The following is a 21,355-nucleotide window of genomic DNA, read 5'->3' on the forward strand; positions in this document are numbered from 1 at the left end:
CTTATTATGTATTACTTCACAGTTAAAATTCCTCTTAAACGAATGTCTTTGGACGAAGCTCCAATCATGATGCGGAAATCGCCCGCTTCTACCAATCTTTTTAAATCCTTATCGAGCATTGACAGTTCATCTGGTCCTACTTGAAAACTTAGTTTTTTGGTTTCGCCTGCTTTTAAGTTGATGCGTTGAAACCCTTTTAATTCTTTTATCGGTCTAGAAACTGAGGCCAATTCGTCTCTAATATACAATTGAACCACCTCATCACCTGCAACGGCACCGGTGTTTTTAACCGTAAACGAAACCGTTATTTTGTCATTCGGATTAATGTTGTTTTTGCTGAATTGTAAATCAGCATATTCAAAGCTTGTATAACTCAAACCGTACCCAAAAGGAAACAAAGGTTGCCCTGTTAGGTTGTGGTAATTATCGCCTCTACCCGTGGGTTTGTTGTTGTAATACAACGGACATTGGGCCGCATCTACTGGAAAAGTAATGGGCAATCGCCCCGCCGGACTTTCGTCACCAAAAAGAATATCGGCAAAACCATTTCCTCCATTTTCACCCGAATACCAAGCCATAATGATGCCATCGACCTCGTTTATCCAATTGGCCATTGTGATAGCGCTACCGCCCACTAAAACCACAACGGTAGGTTTCCCAGTTTGAGCTACTGCTTTGATTAACGCTTCCTGATGTCCCGGAAGGGATAACAACGCACGGTCTTGAAATTCGCCTTCGTGAATTCCTGCCACTACTACAGCTACTTCGCTTTTTTGGGCTGCTGCCACCGCTTCGGCGATTTGCTGTTTCCATTCGTTTTGGTGGGTGGCATCCCAAACCAATTTGAATTTAGCATTTCCAGCCGATTCAAAAAATTCAATTTTAATGTCGTATTCTTTTCCTGCTTCAAAAGAAAAAGGCTTTAAAATCGTGTTGTACGACTGTTTTTGCCAATTGTCAATAAGCAATTTACCATCTAGATACATGCGGTAGCCATCATTCCCTTCGATACCAATGTTAAAAGTACCTGATTTTGGCGCTTTTAATTTCCCTGTCCATCGTGCCGAAAACCAATCGTAAGGCAATTTTTCATCAGGCGAAAACAACGTCCAACCAAATTGCAATTGTTTGTCTATGCGCTCTACTTTCGGTTTTCCGCTCAATTTGATATTATCAAAATATTCGCCTTGTAAGCCTTCTACTTTTTTCCCATCATGTACTGTCGACAAGAAGGAAGAGGCAATCACTTTATAATTTTCTTCTTTGAAAGAAACTCCTGAGGAGTAAATAATATTTTCTTTTCCTATTTTGTTGGAAACGCCTTCTAACATCGAAACCACTTTATTTCCAGGACCACTGTAACCACCTAATCGTGCCGCTTTCGCATCATACCCAATCAGTGCCATTTTTTTAACCGACTTTGACAAAGGCAACACTTGGTTTTGGTTTTTCAACAGCACCATTGATTTGGCCGCAGCAACTTTAGCCAATTCACGGTGTGTTTGGTGTCCGTTCCATAGCGCAGCTTCTTTGGCATCTACATACGGATTTTCAAACAAACCCAGTTCGAACTTAATCGTCAAAATGCGTCTTACGGCTTCGTCAATGGCTTTGGTATCGACCATTCCTTTTTGAAAAGCTTCATAAAATAAAGGGTAATGATTGTAATTGGTTTGAAACATTACATCCAATCCAGCTTCAACCGCATCTTCCGTCGCTTCGGCATAGTTGGCAGCGGTAAAATGCAATACATTGGCTCCCCCGACAGCTCCTGCATCCGAAATCACAAAACCTTTAAAACCCCAGTCTTCTTTTAATTTTTTTCGCAACAACCATTCGTTGGAAGTACAAGGGGTACCGTCAAGAGAATTGTACGAAGTCATTACCGAACGAGCTCCTGCTTTTTGGAACACCGCTTTAAAAGCTGGAAAATAGATTTCTTCAAGCAAACGCTCGTTAAAATGAATGGGATAACTATCACGACCTCCATCGCCTACATTGGCAACGAAATGTTTAGGCGAAGTGATTACCCCTTCTTTTTCAAATTGACTGATGTAAGAAACCGCCATTTGAGTCGTTAAAAAAGGGTCTTCGCCATAGGTTTCTTCGGTTCGTCCCCAACGCACATCGCGCGCAATATTCAGCACAGGCGATAGAATTTGGCGAATCCCTCGGGTTTTGGTTTCTTTTGTAATTGCTTTGGCCACATCACTGACTAAATTCGTATCCCAAGTAGCCGCTAAAGCAATGGCTTGCGGAAAAGTAGTCGCTCCATCGCGCGCCAGACCATGCAAGGCTTCGTTGAAAGGAATAATCGGAATTCCCAAAGGCGTTTCTTCTAAAAAATAGCGTTGTAATTCGTTGATTTCTTCTGCCATTTTTTGAGCCGTTCCTGTGGAACCATAGTCCATAATTTGTTCAGCAGCATTGTCATTTTTTCCTTTAGAAGAAATTTGAAAACCAAAAATACCATGCTTTAATTTTTCTTTTCCAATACTTAAATCGCCCGGAATCATGAACATTTGCCAGAATTTATCTTCTAGGGTCATTCGGTTCATTAAATCATTTACCCTTTCTGAAACGGGTAATTTTGGATTTTTGTAGGGCGCTTTTTGTTGCGCTTCAACAGTTAGTGAACCGAAAGCAAAGAAGCCTAGACAGGCCATTACACCTACTTTATTTAAATATGTTACACTCATTATTTGTTAGTTAAATTGATGTTGATTCTTTTTTAAATCGGCATCAAATTCATGGATCATTTTCGTTAACTTTTTTACTAGCTTCGGATTCGCATCAGCCACATTAGTACTTTCGGACACATCTTTTTTTAGATTGTATAAAGTTACTTCATCTTTACTGATTCGGAGTTTCCAATCGCCTTTTCTTACGGCTTCTAGATTTAATTCTTTGTAATAATAAAATCCGACATTGGAATGTGGCGATTTTGCATTTTTGGCTCCTGCCAATAGTGGCCAAATGTTTTTGCCATCAATAGGTTTGTCGGACAATTTTCCTCCTGTTAGATAAGCGATGGTTGGTAAAAAATCAATCGTGGACGCTACTTCTTGACAAATGCTTCCCGGTATTATTTTTCCAGTCCATCGGGCAATCATCGGTACGCGCATACCGCCTTCCCAGGTTTGATTTTTGTACCCCCGAAGCGGAAAAGCACTTCCGCCTTGATCGTCTTTTAAATTCCAAGGCCCATTGTCGGAAGTAAAAATAACCAAGGTATTTTCATCCAAACCAAGCGCGTTAAGGGTTTTAAAAATTTCGCCCATACTCCAATCAATTTCTTCTACAGCATCGCCATACGCACCACGAGCACTTTTGCCTTTGAATTTTGGCGAAGCCGCTAAAGGCACATGAGGCATGGTGTGCCCCAGATACAAGAAAAAGGGTTTTTCTTTGTTTTGCTGGATAAATTGAATTGCTTCCTCAGTATATCTTTGGGTAATGGTCGATTGGTCCACAGGATATTCTATTACTTCATCTTGTTGTAATAAAGGCACTCTTTTGCCACGCCATTTCACCTGACGCAAACTATCGAGTGTCATGCCTTCTCTTAAAAGCACTTTATCTGCCACTTTAGATTTTGGATTCACCGACATATCGTTGCTAAACGGAATTCCATAATAGGAATCAAATCCCTGAGTCGTAGGCAAATATTGAGGTTGATCACCCAAATGCCATTTCCCGATACAGGCTGTAGCATAGTTTTTGGTTTTTAACAAATCGGCTATTGTAAGCTCTTGATTGGACAAACCTCCTGGCAAATTAGGCCATAAAACCACTGGCACACCCACTCTCGGAGGATAGCAACCCGTTAACAAAGCCGCTCTGGATGGCGAACAAACCGAAGAAGCCGCATAAAAATCGGTAAACTTGATACCCTCAGCTGCCATTTTATCAAGATGTGGCGTTTTAATCAGTGGAGAACCAAAAACCCCAACATCTTGATAGCCTTGATCGTCAGTAAAAACAATAATCACATTGGGTGTGGTTGCCTTTTGTCCCAAAACAGAACTAAGACAACTAATTATCATTACTAAGGTGATGACTATGACTTTTACTCTTTGCATTTTCTTTTTATTTTTTTTGTAGCATTCCATCAAACGGGTAGGTTTTACCCACTTCAGTATTAAATTCGATGACTTTATCTTTGTATTTTAAAATACAAGGCATTCCTTTTTTGGACAGCAGTTTCACTCCTTTTAGGTTACCATTTTCCCATTCGAAAGCCAATTCAAAACCACCTCTAGCAACTATTCCAGAAACCTTTCCACTAGGTAAAGCTGCTGGTAAAGCCGGTAGCAATTCTATTTTACCCAACTGACTTTGCAATAGCATTTCTAAAATTCCAGAGGCACCACCAAAGTTCCCGTCAATCTGAAAAGGAGGATGCGCATCAAAAAGATTGGGGTATGAGCCTCCACCAATTTTTCGCTCTTCATGTTCCGCTGGGCTTAACAGATTGTGTAATAATTGATACGCTCTATCTCCATCCCTGAAACGAGACCAAAAATTGATTTTCCATGCCAAACTCCAACCCGTTCCCGCATCGCCTCTATATTCTAATGATTGTTTGGCAGCTTGCATTAATTCGGGGGTTTCTTCATAATTAATTTCGTTTCCAGGATGTACAGCCCACAAATGAGAAACGTGGCGGTGGTGATTGTTAGGGTCATCTACATCCTCTAACCATTCTTGCAATTGACCGTGTTTCCCAATCTTGTTCGGTGCTATTTGAGGAATCATGTTTTGCAGCTTTTCAGCAAAAGCCTGGTCTGTTTTTAAAATGGCACTGGCCTGAATACAATCTTTAAATAAAGCTCGAATTAATTGATGATCCATGGTAGGTCCCGCTACCAAACCGCCAATTTCAGGAGAATTGGATGGGGAACTAATCAAATAACCCGTATTAGGGTCTTTGTACAAAAACTGCGAATAAAAAAGCGCCGCATCACGTAGTAGCGGATATTTTTCTTTTAAGAATTCCTTATCCTGAGTGAACAAATAATGTTCCCAAATATGCGAACTCAACCAAGCCGCACCACCCAACCATATTCCGTGATGGGAAGCATTTACAGGAGCTGCACCGCGCCAGATATCCACATTGTGGTGTACTATCCAGCCCTCGGCATTATAATGTTCTTTGGCAACGACCTTGCCAGTTTGAGCAATTTCTTCAATAAAATCAAACAAGGGTTCGTGACATTCGCTAAGGTTATACATTTCCACTGGCCAGTAATTCATTTCCAAATTGATGTTGGTGGTATAACTACTAAACCAAGGAGGTATCAATTTATGATTCCATATTCCTTGTAAAGTAGCAGGTTTGCTTCCGGGACGACTACTGGCAATGGTTAAATAACGAGCATATTGCACATACAAGGCCACTAGTTGAGGGTCGTTCGGATTTTTCCAAAAGTCGTAAATGCGTTTGTCTGTTGGATTTGCTGCCTTACCGTTATCCCCCAAATGCAATTGAAAGCGGTTGTATAAGGATTGGTAATCTTGAATGTGCTTTGCTTTTACCTCAGCATATTTTTTGTTTGAAACGGGAGCCAAAACAGCTTTCGTTAATTGCTCAGGATTGCCTGAGACGTCTTTAAAATTCACAAAATTAGTTGCCGCAGCTAGGTAAACAGTGGCTTGAGAGGCTTGAGTTATTTGAAGTTTTCCATTTACTTCTTTCAACTTTCCGTTAGTTGTAATTTTTAAAGTAGCAACTCCTCTTAACACTCCGTCCTTAACTTTTACCTCAAGCGTTTGCGAATTTCCATTAGAAACCACTGATTTAGTTTCGTGTATGGCATCCAACCAAAGGTCAAAATGCAATGCTTTTGCTTTAGAAGCGCTAAGATGAATCGCCATAATTTTATCAGGAAAACTAGAAAATACCTCCCGCTTGAATTCGGTACCGTTTACTTTGTATGAAACGGTATGAATGGCATTTTCTAAATCTAAAGTTCTGTTGTAATGGGTGAAAATTTCGTGGCCTTTGAAATCGATATACACATCTCCAAAAGGTTGGTACGGAACTTGTTTGAGAGGCTCACTCATAAATTCTTTTTGAGCTAAGTTTTGTGCTTCTCTTTGATTTCCTGTCGCTAGTAATTGTCTTATTTCGGCTAAATAATTACTGGCGCCTTTGTGTGCGTAATCATGCGGTTTTCCTGCCCACAGGGTTTCTTCGTTAAACTGAATATGTTCTTGAGAGACACCACCAAAAATCATCGCCCCCAAACTCCCGTTGCCTATAGGCAAAGCCTGTGTCCACTCGACAGCAGGTTTGTCATAAGTCAATTTGAACTGGGATTGGGCTATAGTGGTATTAAAAACTAAACCACAACACAGGCTTGCTAGTATCGTTTTTATATTAATCATTCCAGTGTTTTTTGATTATTTCATGAATTTCAGGATTGTCTTTATCCGTATCTCCTAAAGCGATTCGCTGCTTCAAAATCTCCTCTTTCATCGACTTGATGATGTCCTTGTATTTTGGGTCTTTATAGGCATTGTGCAATTCGTTAGGATCTTTTTCTAAATCGTAAAAATCCCAAAATTGTGTGGGTTGCTCTTCTTTCGAATACTTATTCTCTTTCAAGCCATTGCCATAGAAAAAGGCCAATTTGTATCGTTCTCCACGGATTCCAAAATGTCCTGGTCTTGCTTTTTCGTGTTCCCAATAGCGGTAATAGCCATATTTACGCCAATTTTTAGGGGTATTCCCTTTTAAGTTTTCTCTAAAACTATGTCCTTGCATTGCTTTAGGATATGGAATTCCCGCATAATCTGCAAAAAGTGCCGAGAAATCTACATTTTCGATGATGTCTTTGTTGCGAAAACCTGCCTTAACTTCTTTAGGATAGCGAATAACAAAGGGCATGTGAATGGATTCTTCAAATATCAAGCGTTTATCAAAAAAACCATGTTCGCCTAAAAAATAGCCTTGATCCGCTGTATAAATTACGATAGTGTTTTCGGCTAAACCTGATTTATCTAGGTAATCCAACAATCGCCCAATATTATCATCGATCGCCGCACTACAACGCATAAAATCTTTTACCAGTTTTTGATAGGTTTTGTATTTGGCCTCATCATCACTTAAACCATCAACCGAAAAAGGCAATTCAGGATAGTTCATAAAATCTTTTCGCAAAGAGGGATTGGCAGTGGCTGCCAAATAACGTTTTTTTAATTCGTTAATAGACTGCCCTTCAAAAGACCTCCCTGTAGTTGATGCTCCATTATCATAAAAAGTAGCGGGAACAGGAATATCAATATCACGGTATAAATTTTTGTAACGTTCCGGATAATCGTAAGGTTCGTGTGTGGCTTTAAAATGGCACATGGCGATAAACGGTTTGTCTTTGTCTCTATTCTCAATCCATTCTTGGGTCATATCAGCAATAATATCGGTGCTGTAGCCTTTGTATGGTTTACCACCCGCTTCATAATCTTGCCAGTTGTCTTTGGTTTTCATAATCGGATCCCAATATTCGCCTTGACCTGGCAACACACAGTAATAATCAAATCCCGCAGGTTCTTGTTTGAGATGCCATTTTCCAATAATAGAAGTCTGATAGCCTCCTTGTTGCATCAACTTAGCAATGTTGTTATAGGCAGGAGACAAGCCCGCACCAAGAGTTGTAATCCCGTTGAGGTGACTGTACTGCCCTGTAAGAATGGTAGCTCGGCTAGGTGTACATAAGGAATTTGATGCCAAACAATTTTCTAAAAGAGTGCCTTCATTTGCTAAACGGGCAAGGTTAGGCATTTTCAAATAGTCTTTTAAAATCCCTCCATAGACTCCCCAAGCTTGAGCCGTATGGTCATCAGACATGATGAACAAAATATTGGGTCTTTTGTTAGCTGCTGTAGTTTTGCTTGATGCTACTTGACTAACAACAGGTATTGTGAAGCCCAATAGCATCAAATTAAGTAGTAAAAAATAAATTGTTATCTGCTTTTTCATTGTCGTTTATTGTATTACTTCCAAATTAATTTTCACAAAATCGTCAGAGGATTTCCCCACACCTATTTCAAATTTACCAGGTTCTACCGCCAGCTTGTCTTTTGCAAAATCATAAAAAGATAGGTCATCTGGAGTAATAGTGAAATCTACTCTAACACTTTCTTGTGGGTTTAACGAAACTCTTTTGATTCCTCTTAAACTTTTTAAAGGTCGCACTTCTTTGCTTTCTACATCTTTTACATACAACTGTACCACTTCGTCTCCTTTGTATTTTCCTGTATTCTTTACATCAACAGATAAAACAGTAGTTTCATTAGTTGCCATTTTAGACTTAGACAGTTTTACATTCGCGTATTCAAATTGGGTATAACTCAAACCATAGCCAAAAGGATAGAGTGTTTGTCCTTCAAAATAACGATAGGTTCTTCCTTTCATGCTATAATTGACAAACTGAGGCAAATCTTTAAATGTTTTGTAAAAAGTAACTGGAAGTCTTCCAGAAGGATTGACCTCTCCAAACAACACATTCGCAAGGGCCGTTCCTCCTAATTCACCTGGATACCAAGCTTCAACGATAGCTGCTAAATTTTCGTTTTCCCAATTAACCGCTAAAGCACTACCATTTAACAACACCAATACCACTGGCTTTCCAGTGGCATGAAGTTTTTTCAATAATTGTTTTTGCACTTCAGGCAACTCAATATTGGTACGGTCACCACCTTTGAATCCTTCCCATTTCACAGGCATTTCTTCTCCTTCCACATTAGGTGAAATCCCACCTACAAAAACAACCACATCCGATTTTTGAGCGATGGCGATTGCATTATCAAAAGACGATGTTGTAGGCTGTTTCCAAAGCAATTTTAATTTGGCTGGATAACCGGAATGAACATATTCAATGTTGATTGGATATTTTTTTCCTTTGGTCAGTGTAACCTTTTTTTGAATTAATTTACGAGTTGGTTTCGTCCAGTTGTCAATTTTTAAATTGCCAATGCTCATTTTGTATTGGGAGTCGGCTTCCAATGCAAAAACATACTCACCTGTAACATCCACTACAATTTCACCAGACACCTTTACTGAAAAATTATTATCATTTAATCCTTGAATTGGATGTAAATTCCAATTGGAATTAATCGTCGTTTCTATTCGGGTTTGTAAAGGACTACCCGAAAAGTCCGAATTGTTATAGTAGGCTACTTCTAAACCCGCATTCTTCCCACTTTTTAAAAAGGTTGCAGGAATCAACGATAACGCTGCTGTCGTATCAATTAACTGACAGCCTGTTTCATAATACACTTTAGTAGTTGGAGAAACCTTTGTTTTGATACCATCAAGTGGCGTGATATAAGAACCTGGAAAACCATTGTAGTTCCCCAATAAAACATCCAAATCATTGGCATTGGGTCCGATAACAGCAATCGAGTTGAGATTTTTATTTAATGGCAAGGTTTGATTGGCATTTTTCAATAAAACAATCGATTTTTCAGCTGTTTCTAGTGCCAAAGCACGATGCTTTTCAGAACTCACCACACGCATAGGAATACTGGCGTAAGGCACTAGTTCGACAGGGTCAAACATACCTAGTTTAAATCGGGCTAAAAAGATACGTTTAAGCGACACATCAATTTCAGACTCTTTGATTACTCCTTTTTGAACAGCCGAAACCAAATAACTGTATCTATTACCACAATTCAAATCGCAACCTGCTTGTACGGCAACTGCTGCGGCTTCTTCTTTTGAATCTACATAATTATGGTAATCGTGAATGTCTCTAATGGCATTACAATCCGAAACGACGAAACCTTCAAAACCCCATTTTTTTCTTAAAATATCATCCAACAATTCATGACTCGCACAACAAGGTTTCCCCATATAACGGTTGTAAGCCCCCATGATGGAATAGGCTTTTCCTTCCATGATAGTCGCTCTAAAAGCGGGTAAATAGGTATCGTACAAATCTCGTTTGTTGGTGATGGCATCAAAATAATGTCTTTCAGGTTCAGGACCACTGTGCACCGCAAAATGTTTGGGTGTTGCAACCAATTTCAAATATTTGGAATCGTTTCCTTGTAAGCCTTTGATGAAATTCACACCCATTAAAGCCGTTAAATACGGGTCTTCACCATAGGTTTCCTGACCGCGTCCCCAACGTGGGTCTCTAAAAATATTGACATTAGGAGTCCAATAGGTTAAACCTTCGTATCTTTTATATGAATTGTTTCTTTGTGCTTCGTGGTGTTTGGCACGTGCTTCATCAGAAATCACAGAAGCCGATTTGAAAATTAAATCTGGATCAAAAGTAGCCGCAAGTCCAATAGCCTGTGGAAAAACCGTTGCTTTCCCTGCTCGCGCCACGCCATGCAAACATTCGTTCCAATATTCATGGGCAGGAACTTGTAAACGCGGAATAGCAGGAGCATTATTCATCATTTGTCCCACTTTTTCCTCCAAAGTCATTCGGGCAACCAAATCATCGACACGCTTTTCAAATGATAAGGAAGTATCCAAATAAGGTAGTTTTTCTTGTGCAAAACTGATACAAGACTGTAAAACAATTAACCAAACTAATGTAATTCTATTCATATTCCTGTTTTTACTTGAATGTTGCTTTTAATACGATAGGGTAACTTTCTCCATTGACTGCGGGCATGTTGATGTTTAAGCCTTCTTGGGTTTGTTTGAACCATATAGTACGACCATCGTATATCTGGATTAAGGTTTTAAGATTCCCCGGATTGACTTTACTGGATTTTCCAAACGAAGGAATTACAAACTCCCCTTTGGAAGGGTTCATCACGATGATGTAAAAATCATTTCCTTTTGTGGTAAACCGAACTTCATCAGTTGAAAATGCTGGCGTTGCTGTAGTACGCTGATTAAAATGCTCGCCTTGTTTTTGAGAATCAGTGGCGTTTCTAAGTTCTCCTTCTACGGTTTCTACTTTTTCGCCACGAACACTTTTACCATCGCCATAGACTTTCCAAGGACGGGTGCCGTAAATCGCTTCGCCATTTATTTTTAACCAACCACCTACGGTTTTCACCACTTCTTTTATTTCGTAAGGAATGGTTCCATCAGGATTTAATTCCATACTCAGCAAAAGGTTTCCGTTCTTGCTTACTGCCTCAATTAGCATTTCTAAGATGGTACGAGCGTTGTGCGTGAGATGACGGTCTTTTTTGTAAAACCAATCGGTAAATGTAATTTCCGATTGCCAGGGTTCGTCTCGTAAGGTATTGCTACCGCCAGATTCCACTTCATTAACAGTTCCTTTTTCTTTTCTTTTTAATAACATTACCGCATCAATGGTTCCATTTTGTTTAAGGCTGTTGCTGTACAATTTGCGCGCTACTTCTTTGCCGTATTCGCCATAGGTAAAGTTTAATCCGTCGTTATATAATAAATCGGGTTTGTATTTATTAACGAGTTCTAAATGGCGTTCAAGCCAGTTTTTCTTGATTTTTTCGATAGTTTCAGGCGTTCTGTTTTCTGGTGCAGGACCGTACAAATCAGCAGGGTCTAATCCTTCCCACCAAAGTCCTTTGCCATCCGCTTTTTTTAAACGAGCATCGTACGGAATTCCCGCTTTTCCCCCTGTTTTATCCGAACCAAAAGCAGGTTCCCACCAATTTAAAAAACGATCATCATGACTGGTAACCCCAAATTTTAAATGGGCTTTGCGAGTTGCTTTTTCAAAAGCACCAATGATATCTTTTTTAGGTCCCACATTAACCGAATTCCAAGGATGAAAAGAAGAATCAAACAAATCATAATGGTCGTGATGATTTGCCAATGCTACTATGTATTTCGCCCCGTTTTCTTTTGAAAAATTGACTAGATATTCGGCATCAAAATTTTCGGCTTTCCAAAGGTTGATAACATCTTTGAAACCAAATTGGGAAGGATGTCCATAGGTTTGTAGATGATATGGATAGGCCATTTTTCCAAACTTTTGTTTGCCTACATCTTGCATATACATATGTCTTGCGTACCAACCTCCGCCTTGTTCGGGTACACTTTGAGGTCCCCAATGAAACCAAATTCCAAATTTGGCATCCCGAAACCATTTGGGACATTCGTATTGATTGGCCAATTTGTCCCAAGACTCCTCTTTTTCTTGCGCAAGAGCTGATTCCACCGGAACTAGAAGCACTAGACACAGCAGTACCATCTTTAAAAAAGAAGGATTGGGTTTATTTGTAAAAAATCGGTTCATTTATTTTTTATTTTTAAAATCAAAATCTTCAGGGTAGTCAAAAAGTCCAAATTCTTTCTTAGACAAATCGGCTGGGTCTCCATTTTCTTTAATTAATTTTTGTAATTCTTGCAACAAATCTTTTCGAATGTTTTGATATTTTTTAACCTCAGCCAAGTTTTTAAGTTCCCAAGGGTCTTTGACCACATCAAACAATTGATAGGTAAAAACATCGTGTTTTGCACTGACAATCAATTTGTAATTTCCTTTGCGAACAGCTCTGTGTCCGCCACCTGCATTCCAAGTTTGTTTTGGGTTTAATAAATCACCAGGCCACGAATTGTAAGCGTACAACATACTGTTTCTAACTTCCTTTTTCTCTCCTTTGATTACGGGAGTCAAATCTTTGGACTGAACTGAACTCGGAATTTCAAATCCTGTCAAACCACATAAGGTAGGAAACACATCATGCAAATAAGCTAAGGCTTTGTTCTTTTTGTTTTTAGGGATTTGGGGACCGCAAAAAATCAAGGGTACATTTACGCTATGCTCATACACGCTTTGTTTTCCTAATAATCCGTGTTGTCCTAACGCTAATCCATTGTCACCCGAAAAAACAATAATAGTATTATCGGCTTGTCCAGTTTCTTCCAGCGCTTTTAAAATACGTCCGATTTGATGGTCAGTTGCCGTAATCATCGCATAATAATCTGCAATTTCTTTTTGGACAGCCGTTTCCGTTCGAGGAAAAGGAATCAACACCTCATCTCTAATCTTATCATCCGCAATTTCAAATGGATGCTGCGGCATGAAATTTTTAGGCAATTTGATTTTATCTTGGGGATACATTTCTTCGTATTCCTTGGGAGGTGTGCGAGGGTCATGCGGTGCTGTAAACGCCACATACATTAAAAAAGGTTTTGCTTCTTTGTAATTTTTTAAAAAACCAACCGCAGCATCTCCAAAAACTTCGCTACTGAATTTCTCTTTATCAAAATAGGGCGCGGACCAACCTGTAGCGGGTTCATAATCTTTCACTTTTGTGCCAAAATGCGTTGTCATACCGCCTATAAAGGCCGATTTGATATGACTAAAACCTCTTTCTAACCAAATTTCGCCATTGTGCTGTTTTCCTGTAGCAAAGGTGGTGTACCCATGGTCTTTGAAAAATTCTGGAAAGGTGAGTAAATCGCTTTTGCCTTCCTCTTCTTTTGGAAAAGCAAACTGAGCATACACATTGGGTTCAATCGTAAAATAAGGTCTTCCCGTCATCAACATCGCTCTACTAGGCGAACAAACGGCTGCTGTAGTAGCTCCCAAAATATAGGAATTGGTAAAGGAGGTTCCGCTTTGAACCAGTTTATCCATATTAGGTGTTTTAACATCGTATTTATCCATAGCCCCAATAGTGCCTCCGCGCTGATCGTCTGTGAACAAGAAAAGAATGTTGGGTTTTTTAGACGCTTCTTGAGCCTTAGTCGTACAAAGACCTAAAAAGACAAAGCTTAGAATTAGTACTATTGGGATGGTATTGCGCATTTTAATTTTATTTAAATCGAAATTTTACTTTTCCTTTTTCAACATTTTGCCTACTTCAATTAATATTTTTGCAGATTCTTTAGGCACAATTCCGTTGCCATCAGGACCTACATTTAATAAAAAATTGCCGCCTTTGCTAGTGATGTCTTTTAATTTATCATAAACTACCTGCGGCGATTTCCAATCGGTATCTTTGATTTTGAATCCCCAAGAATCGTTCATCGTATAGCAAGCTTCCCAGTAATAATCTACTTTGCTGTCCAAATGAAACTGTTCTGGTGTGCCAAAATCTTTTTTGAATTTGTCTCTCTTAGAAACACGGTTATTGATAATGATGTTGGGTTTTAGTTCGCGAATATATTGGTACAAATCATTTCCGTCTTCTAGTGTCCACCAATTTACCCAGTCAGCATCAAACCAAATTATTTCAGTATCGTAATTTTCAATCAATTCTTTAATTTGATTTTTCATGTAGGTAACATATTCCTCTTTTCTACCTTCTTTCATCTCGGTCAAACCCCAAGCCAGTTTATTTTCCTTTTCATTCCACCCTGGTTTTTGAGCCGGATGGTGCCAATCAGAAATACTGTAATAAGTTCCAAAATGAATCCCTTCTTTTCGACAAGCATCGGCTAATTCTTTAATGAAATCTCTGCCTTTCATCGGAGAATTGGCAATGTCAAAATCCGTGTATTTGGAATCCCATAAAGCAAAACCTTCGTGGTGTTTGGTCGTAATTACTAAATATTTCATGCCTGCTTTTTTAGCCAGCTTCACAATTTTTGTAGCATTAAAATCTTTAGGATTCCAAGTGTTAATCAGCTTAGCATATTCCTCAGTAGGAATGTCTTGATTGCCTTGAATCCACTCGGCATAACGCCCTTTATCATTGCCTTTGTAAATGCCTCCCAACTGACTGTACAAACCAAAATGAATAAACATTCCATATTTTGCATCATTGAACCATTGCATTCTTTTGCTAAAATCAGCTTGAGATTCTTCTAAATAATTCACTTTGTTTTGAGCCATCGTCGTGTTGGCCATCAAGGCACAAACGCATAAGGCGATACTCTTATGTTTAAGTTGTTGCAAAAAATTATTCATGGTTTTCAGTTTTTGTAGTTGTAGCTTTTTTTAAATAGGATAAATTGAGTTGGTCACTATCTCCATATTTAGTTCTCATTTTTTCTAATTGTTGGTGCATTTCCTTTCTTACTTTTTGATAAGCAGGGTCATCGTACACGTTTTTCATTTCTGAAGGGTCTTTGTCTAAATCGTACAATTCCCATTGGTCGATGTCATAATAAAAATGAATTAACTTATAGCGATCGGTTCGTACTCCATAATGACGTTTTACATGGTGTTCTCCTGGAAATTCATAATAGGTGTAATAAATCGCATCGCGCCATTCGCTAGCTTTACCTGCCATTAATTTTCTTAACGACTCTCCTTGAACTTCTTTGGGTATTGGCACTCCTGCATAATCCAGAAAAGTAGGAGCAAAATCTAAATTTTGAACCAATTCATCAATAACTGTACCTGCCTTAATTTCTTTGGGGTATTTAACTAAAATGGGCGTTCTAAAAGATTCTTCATACATGAATCGTTTGTCGAACCAGCCGTGTTCTCCCAAATAAAATCCTTGATCTGAGGTGTAAACCACAATGGTATTTTCTTCTAAACCATTTGCTTTCAAATAATCCAGAATTTCCCCAACACCATCATCCACTGACTGAACACTTCTTAAATAATCGTGCATGTAACGATTGTATTTCCAAAGTGCTAATTCTTTTCCCTCTAAGTTTTTCGATTTAAAATCAGCAATAATAGGGTTGTAGTAGGCATCCCAAGCGGCTTTTTGCTTGGCATCCATTCTGTCGTATTTTCTTTGAAAATTGTTTCGGTATTGGGTTTTGATGGTTCCTTCTTTGTCTAACATTTTTAAATCATAGACCAAATCCATATCTTCAAAGATGCTCATTTTTTGAGTGGAAGCCGCTAATCTACCTTCGTAGTTATCAAAGAAATTAGCCGGTGGTGTAAAGGTTTTATCCTCGAAAAGGGTGAAATATTTTTCTTCGGGCATCCAAGTTCGGTGCGGTGCTTTTTGATGGTATAACAACAAGAAGGGCTTGTCTTTTTCTCTTTTGTTTTTGAGCCAATTCAGCGCTATGTCGGTCGTGATTTGGGTAACATAGCCGGGAATGTTCTTTTTGACTCCATTCTCAATAAAATCAGGGGAATAATATTCTCCTTGCCCTGGCAACACATTCGAATAATCAAAACCTTGAGGCAAACCATCCATGTGAATTTTTCCAATCAAAGCCGTTTGATACCCTGATTTTTGCAAGGATTTTGCAAAATTGTCCTGATCCCAATTGAATTCACTCACATTGTCTATTTTGCCATTGACAAAACTGTGTTTTCCTGTAAGCATCACGGCTCGACTAGGCGCACAAATGGAATTGGTTACATAGCCTTTGTTAAAAATAGCACCTTCCTTGGCGATTCTGTCAATATTTGGGGTGTTGTTTAAACCATGACCATAAGCACTGATGGCTTGATAAGCATGGTCATCGCTCATGATAAAAACAATGTTGGGTCTGGTTGCCTTGACCATTTCTTTCTTTCCAACACAACTGGTGAAGAAAGAAACGCTCAATAGCAAAAAAAACGGACTAATTTTCTTTCTCAAAAAAGAGGCATTACTAAGTGGTATTTGAATCATTCCTATTTATTTAAAGACTATAAATTACACTATCAAAACTTATTGGTATGCTGAGCGTACTTTACTTTCTAATTTTTATTTTCTACAATTGAAAGAACTTTACAATTTACGTATAATCTCATTATTTTGATGTCCTCACAAGCAAAAGGTTTAAAGATTAAAGGAGCTATCATGTATAAGAAGCCCAACTTTTAAAAACCCAAACAAGTGCTATTCAATCTTACTGTTATAAAGTAAATAACAAATCAGGAGTCTCTAAAATTAGTTCGACCAATAACAACTATAAAAAGGTGTTCGTCAAAAAAAAGCGTTTTTATATAAGAATTACGTGCTTAAACACCCGCTTTGTCGTCAAAGTAGATTCAAAAACCAATAAAAAGCCGATTAGGATTTGGCACACTGAGTTTGGGCTAAGTGGATGTGAGCCGCTATCAGCTTGACCAAATCTCTAAAGCGAAGGAAATAAAAAGGTTAGAATTAAAAAATCAGTCCTCATAAGTCAGATAAGCCGAAACCAACCAATGATTGGATTTGTCTTTTCCAGCGGGAGTAGCAGGAATTACAATTTTAAGCGTTTGTTTTCCTGATTTTAAATTTCCTAAGTCCACAACAAAAGGTTCGACTTTGGAGCCTGGACACCAATTGGATCTTGATAAATCCGATGAAGCCAAGCGTTCTTCAATTTCTTTGACTTTATAAGTCCTAGTTTCGCGATCCATATAAGCGGTAGAATCTTTTCGCAACCAAACTCCAGAAGTAGGGTTGAATCTTCTAAACGAAGCACAATCGTCACGCCACGGAATGGTATCTAACACTAATTTATTATTGATGTAAATGCTGTTTTTTATTTTGATAAATTCATCACCACCACTGTGACCGCCATGTCCTGTTGTGATGTAATGCAATTTTACATTTTTGATGTTCTTTTTCAGTTCAAAAGTATAATCTAAAGGACCGTGTGCAAAAAAATCAGGCAATCCTTGTCCTTTTACGTAGCTAATGGTATTTGCCAAAGGCATTACTTTGGTGGTTTTTCGTGGTCTGTTTGAATAAATCAAACGCAAATCTATTTTGTATCCTTCCTTGACCCAAGTATCAATCCAAACGCCGATGTAAAAACTACCACTCACAATAGTTTCCAAATCTGAAATATCTTGAGTCCAGACCACTTCGTTTTCCCATTTTGGGATGTACACTGGTTTTCGGTGTTTTCCCTCTTCATTACTAAAATAGCCAACACCAAAAGGAGTCATGAAGCGCAATAATTCTACCACTGGTTTGTAATTCTCTGTAGGCAAAACACCTCCATGTTTTTCGCTCATAAAAGAAGCTTTAGGGAACATTTTATCACCTTTGGAAACATCCAATATCGAAATTTGCTTCGGGTCGGTTACTACAAAGCAAGAACCTGATTTGTCCCAACGATCACCGTTAGATTGCAATGATAGTTTTATGGTAACATCGGTTCCTTTTGGGAAATTTGGAACAGTTACTTTTTTATAGACCAATCTTCCCCCTTGAAGTCTGGTCACTTCAGCATCTTGATGGGGTTCTGCTGCTCCGAAATTAATAATCTGATTTTTAAAAATAATCTTTTCAAAAGGAGCCTGAGCCATCAATTTTTGAAAAGAAATACAAAGTATCAATAAGAAGATTAATTTAGTTTTCATTTTAGATTGATTTTTAATTTAGAACCTTTTACCAAATCGGAATGATTGATAAAATAATTGTTGTGTCTATTATTATCTAGCAAAATACTGCTTATAACGCCGTCTTTTGGACCTGCTTTTTCAATAACCAACTCTTTCCCTTTGTAATAATTGGAATCCAAAGCAATCGTTATTTTATCAAATACAGGAGTGGTAATGGTATAGATAGGTTCGCCAGGCGAGACGGGATAAATTCCCATCATGCTATAGATTAACCAAGCCGACATGGTTCCTGTATCATCATTTCCGGGAAGACCAGCGGGTTTGTTTTGAAAATATTGACTAATTAATTTATGTACCATTTTTTGAGCGCGCCATTCCTCACCTTTTACATAGTTAAACAAAAAAGGATAGGCAATATCGGGTTCGTTGGCCATGTCAAATTGATTGGTGTCAAATACTTTTTGTAATTGGTTGCTAAATGGCTTAGATCCCCCCATGAGTTTCATTAAACCCTTAATGTCGTGTGAAACCATAAAAGCATATTGCCAAGCATTGCCTTCGATAAAACCAATGTTTTTGGTAAAATTGGCTCCCGCCAAAGGATCAAAAGGTTCATAAAAACTGCCGTCTTCATTTCGTGGACGCAAGAGTTTTAATTTTTTATCAAATAAGGCTCGGTACGAAAGAGAACGTTTCGAAAACCGATTGTAATCTTCTTTTTTCCCTAAGGCTTTTGCCAATAAAGCTATTGAAAAATCGGTAGCATTGTACTCTTGAGTGGTAGAAACCGAACCTTCTTGTTCTGTGGTTAAATACCCTTTTTCGATATAGTTTTTTATACCAGGTCGTAGCGGATTATTTTCGAGCGCATCGGCACTTTTTAGCATCGCTTGGAATGCTTTTTCAATATCAAAGTCTTGAATGCCTTTTAAATAAGTATCTGTCAAAACAATTCCGGCAGGGTCGCCTACCATGGTGGTGGTTTCGGTAGCATTCAGTTCCCATTTTGGCAACCAGCCACTTTCATCGTAAATATCCAACATACTTTTAACCATATCCGACTGCTGTTTGGGATAGACCAATGACATCAAGGCATGCAGGTTTCTATAAGTATCCCAAAAAGAGAACACGGTAAAACGAGTGTCTGCTGTTTTTAATGTTTCTCTAGTGGCCATTTTGGGGTATTCGCCATTAAAATCATTGAGAATATTAGGATGAATCAAGCTATGATACAAGGCCGTGTAGAAAATGGTTTTATCATCTTGGGTACCACCTTCCACCTTAATTTTTGATAAATTTTCATTCCAAGAAGTTTCTGTTTGTTTGTAAATATCTTCAAAAGTCAACCCTTGTGTTTCTTTTTCCAAGTTCTCTCTGGCATTTTCGATACTGACATAAGAAACTCCCACTTTGACCTCAACTTCTGTAGGTTTGTCAAAATTATAGCTAAAATAACTCCCTATACTATCGCCAATAACTTCTTTGCGATAGCCTTCCATTAATCGAATTTTTCCGTTGTAAGGCATCCATTTTGCTTCTTCACCCTTGTATTTTGCTGGCTTTTTCCAAACACCATAAGAGGCTGCTGGCTTACTAAATTTGGCCACAAAATAAACTGGATACGCTTCCTCTGGTTTGTAATAGCAAAAAGACCCCACGTTGCGTATCCCTTCGATTTCGGTGGGAGACACTATTTTTATCGAAGCCCCTTCTTCATTGGTCAAACCAAGTCCCAGATTTAATAAGATGTTCGATTGTCCTTTAGGGAATGAATATCGAGAAACACCAGTTCGGGTTGAGGCTGTGGCTTCTACTTTTATGTTGTATTTTTTTAAAACAGTACTATAATAGCCTGCTTTTGCACTTTCGTTAGCGTATTCACTACCATATTTTAAATGATTGGTTTCTAAGTTCCCTGTTGTAGGCATTAGCAAAATAACCCCCAAATCAGGACAGCCCACACCGCTTAAATTCACATGGGAGAAACCTGTTAAAAAGGTGTTTTCATTAACATAAGGATTGGACAACCACCGACTGTCTTTTTCTAACGAATTTTGTTTTCCTGCCACATTAAAAGGTGAAACACTCACCATACCTCTGGGTGCTATCGCACCGGGATGAGTAGCGCCATAATTTGAAGTTCCAATAAAAGGATTTACATACGCAGCATACTCTTGAGACGCTACGTATGTAAAACTGGAACCAACCAAAATTAAAAACAAAATTACTTTTCTATACATTTACTATTCTTTTTTAGTCATTTTTGATGTTGCAGGTTCCATTCGGTTGCCTTTATCATCGTAAATAGCGTAATTAAAACCTGGTCGCAAACTGTAGCCTGCGTATTCTCCTTTCTTATTTACAGCGATAAAACCTACCTGTAAATACTCCATATCGCTATGGTTTTTATGTTTGTCATAGATGCGTTCTACGATTTCTTTACAAGCCTCGTATGGCGATTTTCCTTGTCGCATCAGTTCGACTACCATCGCACTTCCAGCGGTTCTTATTACCGCTTCGCATAGACCTGTTGCTGCGGCAGCACCCACTTCGTTGTCCAAGAATAATCCAGCACCAATTATAGGCGAATCCCCCACACGTCCGTGCATTTTCCAAGCTGCTCCACTGGTGGTACAACCGCCTGATAAATTACCCTCTTCATCCAGCATCAACATACTGATAGTATCGTGATTTTCTATGTTAATGACGGGTTTGTATTTAGAGTTTTCCAACCATTTTTTCCAAGCTGTTTTGGCTTTTTCAGTCAATAAATTTTCAACTTTAAAACCTTCTGAGAGGGCAAATTGCAAAGCGCCTTCACCTGTAAGCATCACATGGGGTGTTTTTTGCATCACCTTTTGGGCCACAGCAATAGGATGTTTGATGCCTTGTAAAAAAGATACAGCACCACAATCACTGTTTTTATCCATAATACAGGCATCAAGTGTAACCTTTCCTTCGCGGTCGGGAAAACCACCATAGCCCACACTTTGTACATTGGGGTCGGCTTCTGAAACACCAACTCCAGCCACTATCGCATCTAGGGGATTTGCGCCGTTTTTGAGTTGCTTCCAAGCTTCTTCGTTAGCAGCTAAACCATGTTTCCAAGTCGAAATTACTATCGGCTTCTTTACTGCCTTAACTGCTGTATGTTTTTGCTGTTGTAGTTCTGTTGCAGATAAAGCGCTCCATACCGAACCAACACCTAGTGTACCTATAGCAGTATTTTTTATAAATTTTCTTCTACTGGACATGAT

The 21,355-nt window shown here is 38.7% G+C and carries 12 protein-coding genes; all 12 read right to left on the reverse strand.

What is annotated here, in order from left to right; translation table 11 throughout:
* Nucleotides 1-11: 11 nt before the first annotated feature.
* The 12 genes from K5R64_RS15135 to K5R64_RS15190 all read right to left on the reverse strand — a co-directional run bounded on the left by K5R64_RS15135 (nucleotide 12) and on the right by K5R64_RS15190 (nucleotide 21,352).
* Complete coding sequence (locus K5R64_RS15135) at nucleotides 12-2,699, reverse strand: glycoside hydrolase family 3 protein (protein WP_255580398.1); 2,688 nt, start codon at nucleotides 2,697-2,699, stop codon at nucleotides 12-14.
* 6 nt (nucleotides 2,700-2,705) lie between these two features.
* Complete coding sequence (locus K5R64_RS15140) at nucleotides 2,706-4,082, reverse strand: sulfatase (protein ID WP_220764618.1); 1,377 nt, start codon at nucleotides 4,080-4,082, stop codon at nucleotides 2,706-2,708.
* Between the two features lie 7 nt (nucleotides 4,083-4,089).
* Nucleotides 4,090-6,390, reverse strand: a complete 2,301-nt coding sequence (locus K5R64_RS15145; protein ID WP_220764620.1) for a glycoside hydrolase N-terminal domain-containing protein — start codon at nucleotides 6,388-6,390, stop codon at nucleotides 4,090-4,092.
* Nucleotides 6,383-7,981 (reverse strand): sulfatase, encoded by a 1,599-nt coding sequence (locus tag K5R64_RS15150; protein WP_255580399.1) that lies wholly within the window; start codon nucleotides 7,979-7,981, stop codon nucleotides 6,383-6,385. The genes K5R64_RS15145 and K5R64_RS15150 overlap by 8 nt, the downstream gene beginning before the upstream one ends.
* A 6-nt stretch (nucleotides 7,982-7,987) precedes the next feature.
* A complete protein-coding gene (locus K5R64_RS15155; RefSeq protein WP_220764622.1) occupies nucleotides 7,988-10,567 on the reverse strand; it encodes a glycoside hydrolase family 3 C-terminal domain-containing protein in 2,580 nt (859 codons plus the stop codon).
* A gap of 10 nt (nucleotides 10,568-10,577) precedes the next feature.
* Complete coding sequence (locus tag K5R64_RS15160) at nucleotides 10,578-12,200, reverse strand: alpha-L-fucosidase (RefSeq protein WP_220764624.1); 1,623 nt, start codon at nucleotides 12,198-12,200, stop codon at nucleotides 10,578-10,580.
* Entirely contained in the window at nucleotides 12,201-13,718 is a 1,518-nt protein-coding gene (locus K5R64_RS15165) for a sulfatase-like hydrolase/transferase (protein ID WP_220764626.1), read from the reverse strand.
* A gap of 24 nt (nucleotides 13,719-13,742) precedes the next feature.
* A complete protein-coding gene (locus K5R64_RS15170; RefSeq protein ID WP_220764628.1) occupies nucleotides 13,743-14,822 on the reverse strand; it encodes an alpha-L-fucosidase in 1,080 nt (359 codons plus the stop codon).
* The gene (locus tag K5R64_RS15175) at nucleotides 14,815-16,446 is read right to left on the reverse strand and encodes a sulfatase (RefSeq protein WP_220764630.1); all 1,632 of its coding nucleotides are present in this window, start codon (nucleotides 16,444-16,446) and stop codon (nucleotides 14,815-14,817) included. Before K5R64_RS15175 ends, K5R64_RS15170 begins: the two co-directional genes overlap by 8 nt.
* 485 nt (nucleotides 16,447-16,931) lie before the next feature.
* Nucleotides 16,932-18,116, reverse strand: a complete 1,185-nt coding sequence (locus K5R64_RS15180) for a PNGase F N-terminal domain-containing protein (RefSeq protein ID WP_220764632.1) — start codon at nucleotides 18,114-18,116, stop codon at nucleotides 16,932-16,934.
* Entirely contained in the window at nucleotides 18,113-20,338 is a 2,226-nt protein-coding gene (locus tag K5R64_RS15185; protein WP_220764634.1) for a GH92 family glycosyl hydrolase, read from the reverse strand. The genes K5R64_RS15180 and K5R64_RS15185 overlap by 4 nt, the downstream gene beginning before the upstream one ends.
* A gap of 3 nt (nucleotides 20,339-20,341) precedes the next feature.
* Nucleotides 20,342-21,352: an isoaspartyl peptidase/L-asparaginase family protein gene (locus K5R64_RS15190; RefSeq protein WP_220764637.1), complete on the reverse strand. Its 1,011-nt coding sequence runs from the start codon at nucleotides 21,350-21,352 to the stop codon at nucleotides 20,342-20,344.
* Between the last annotated feature and the right edge of the window lie 3 nt (nucleotides 21,353-21,355).

Origin of the sequence: Flavobacterium sp. UMI-01 (assembly GCF_019656315.1) — a bacterium.
Classification (GTDB): Bacteria; Bacteroidota; Bacteroidia; order Flavobacteriales; family Flavobacteriaceae; genus Flavobacterium.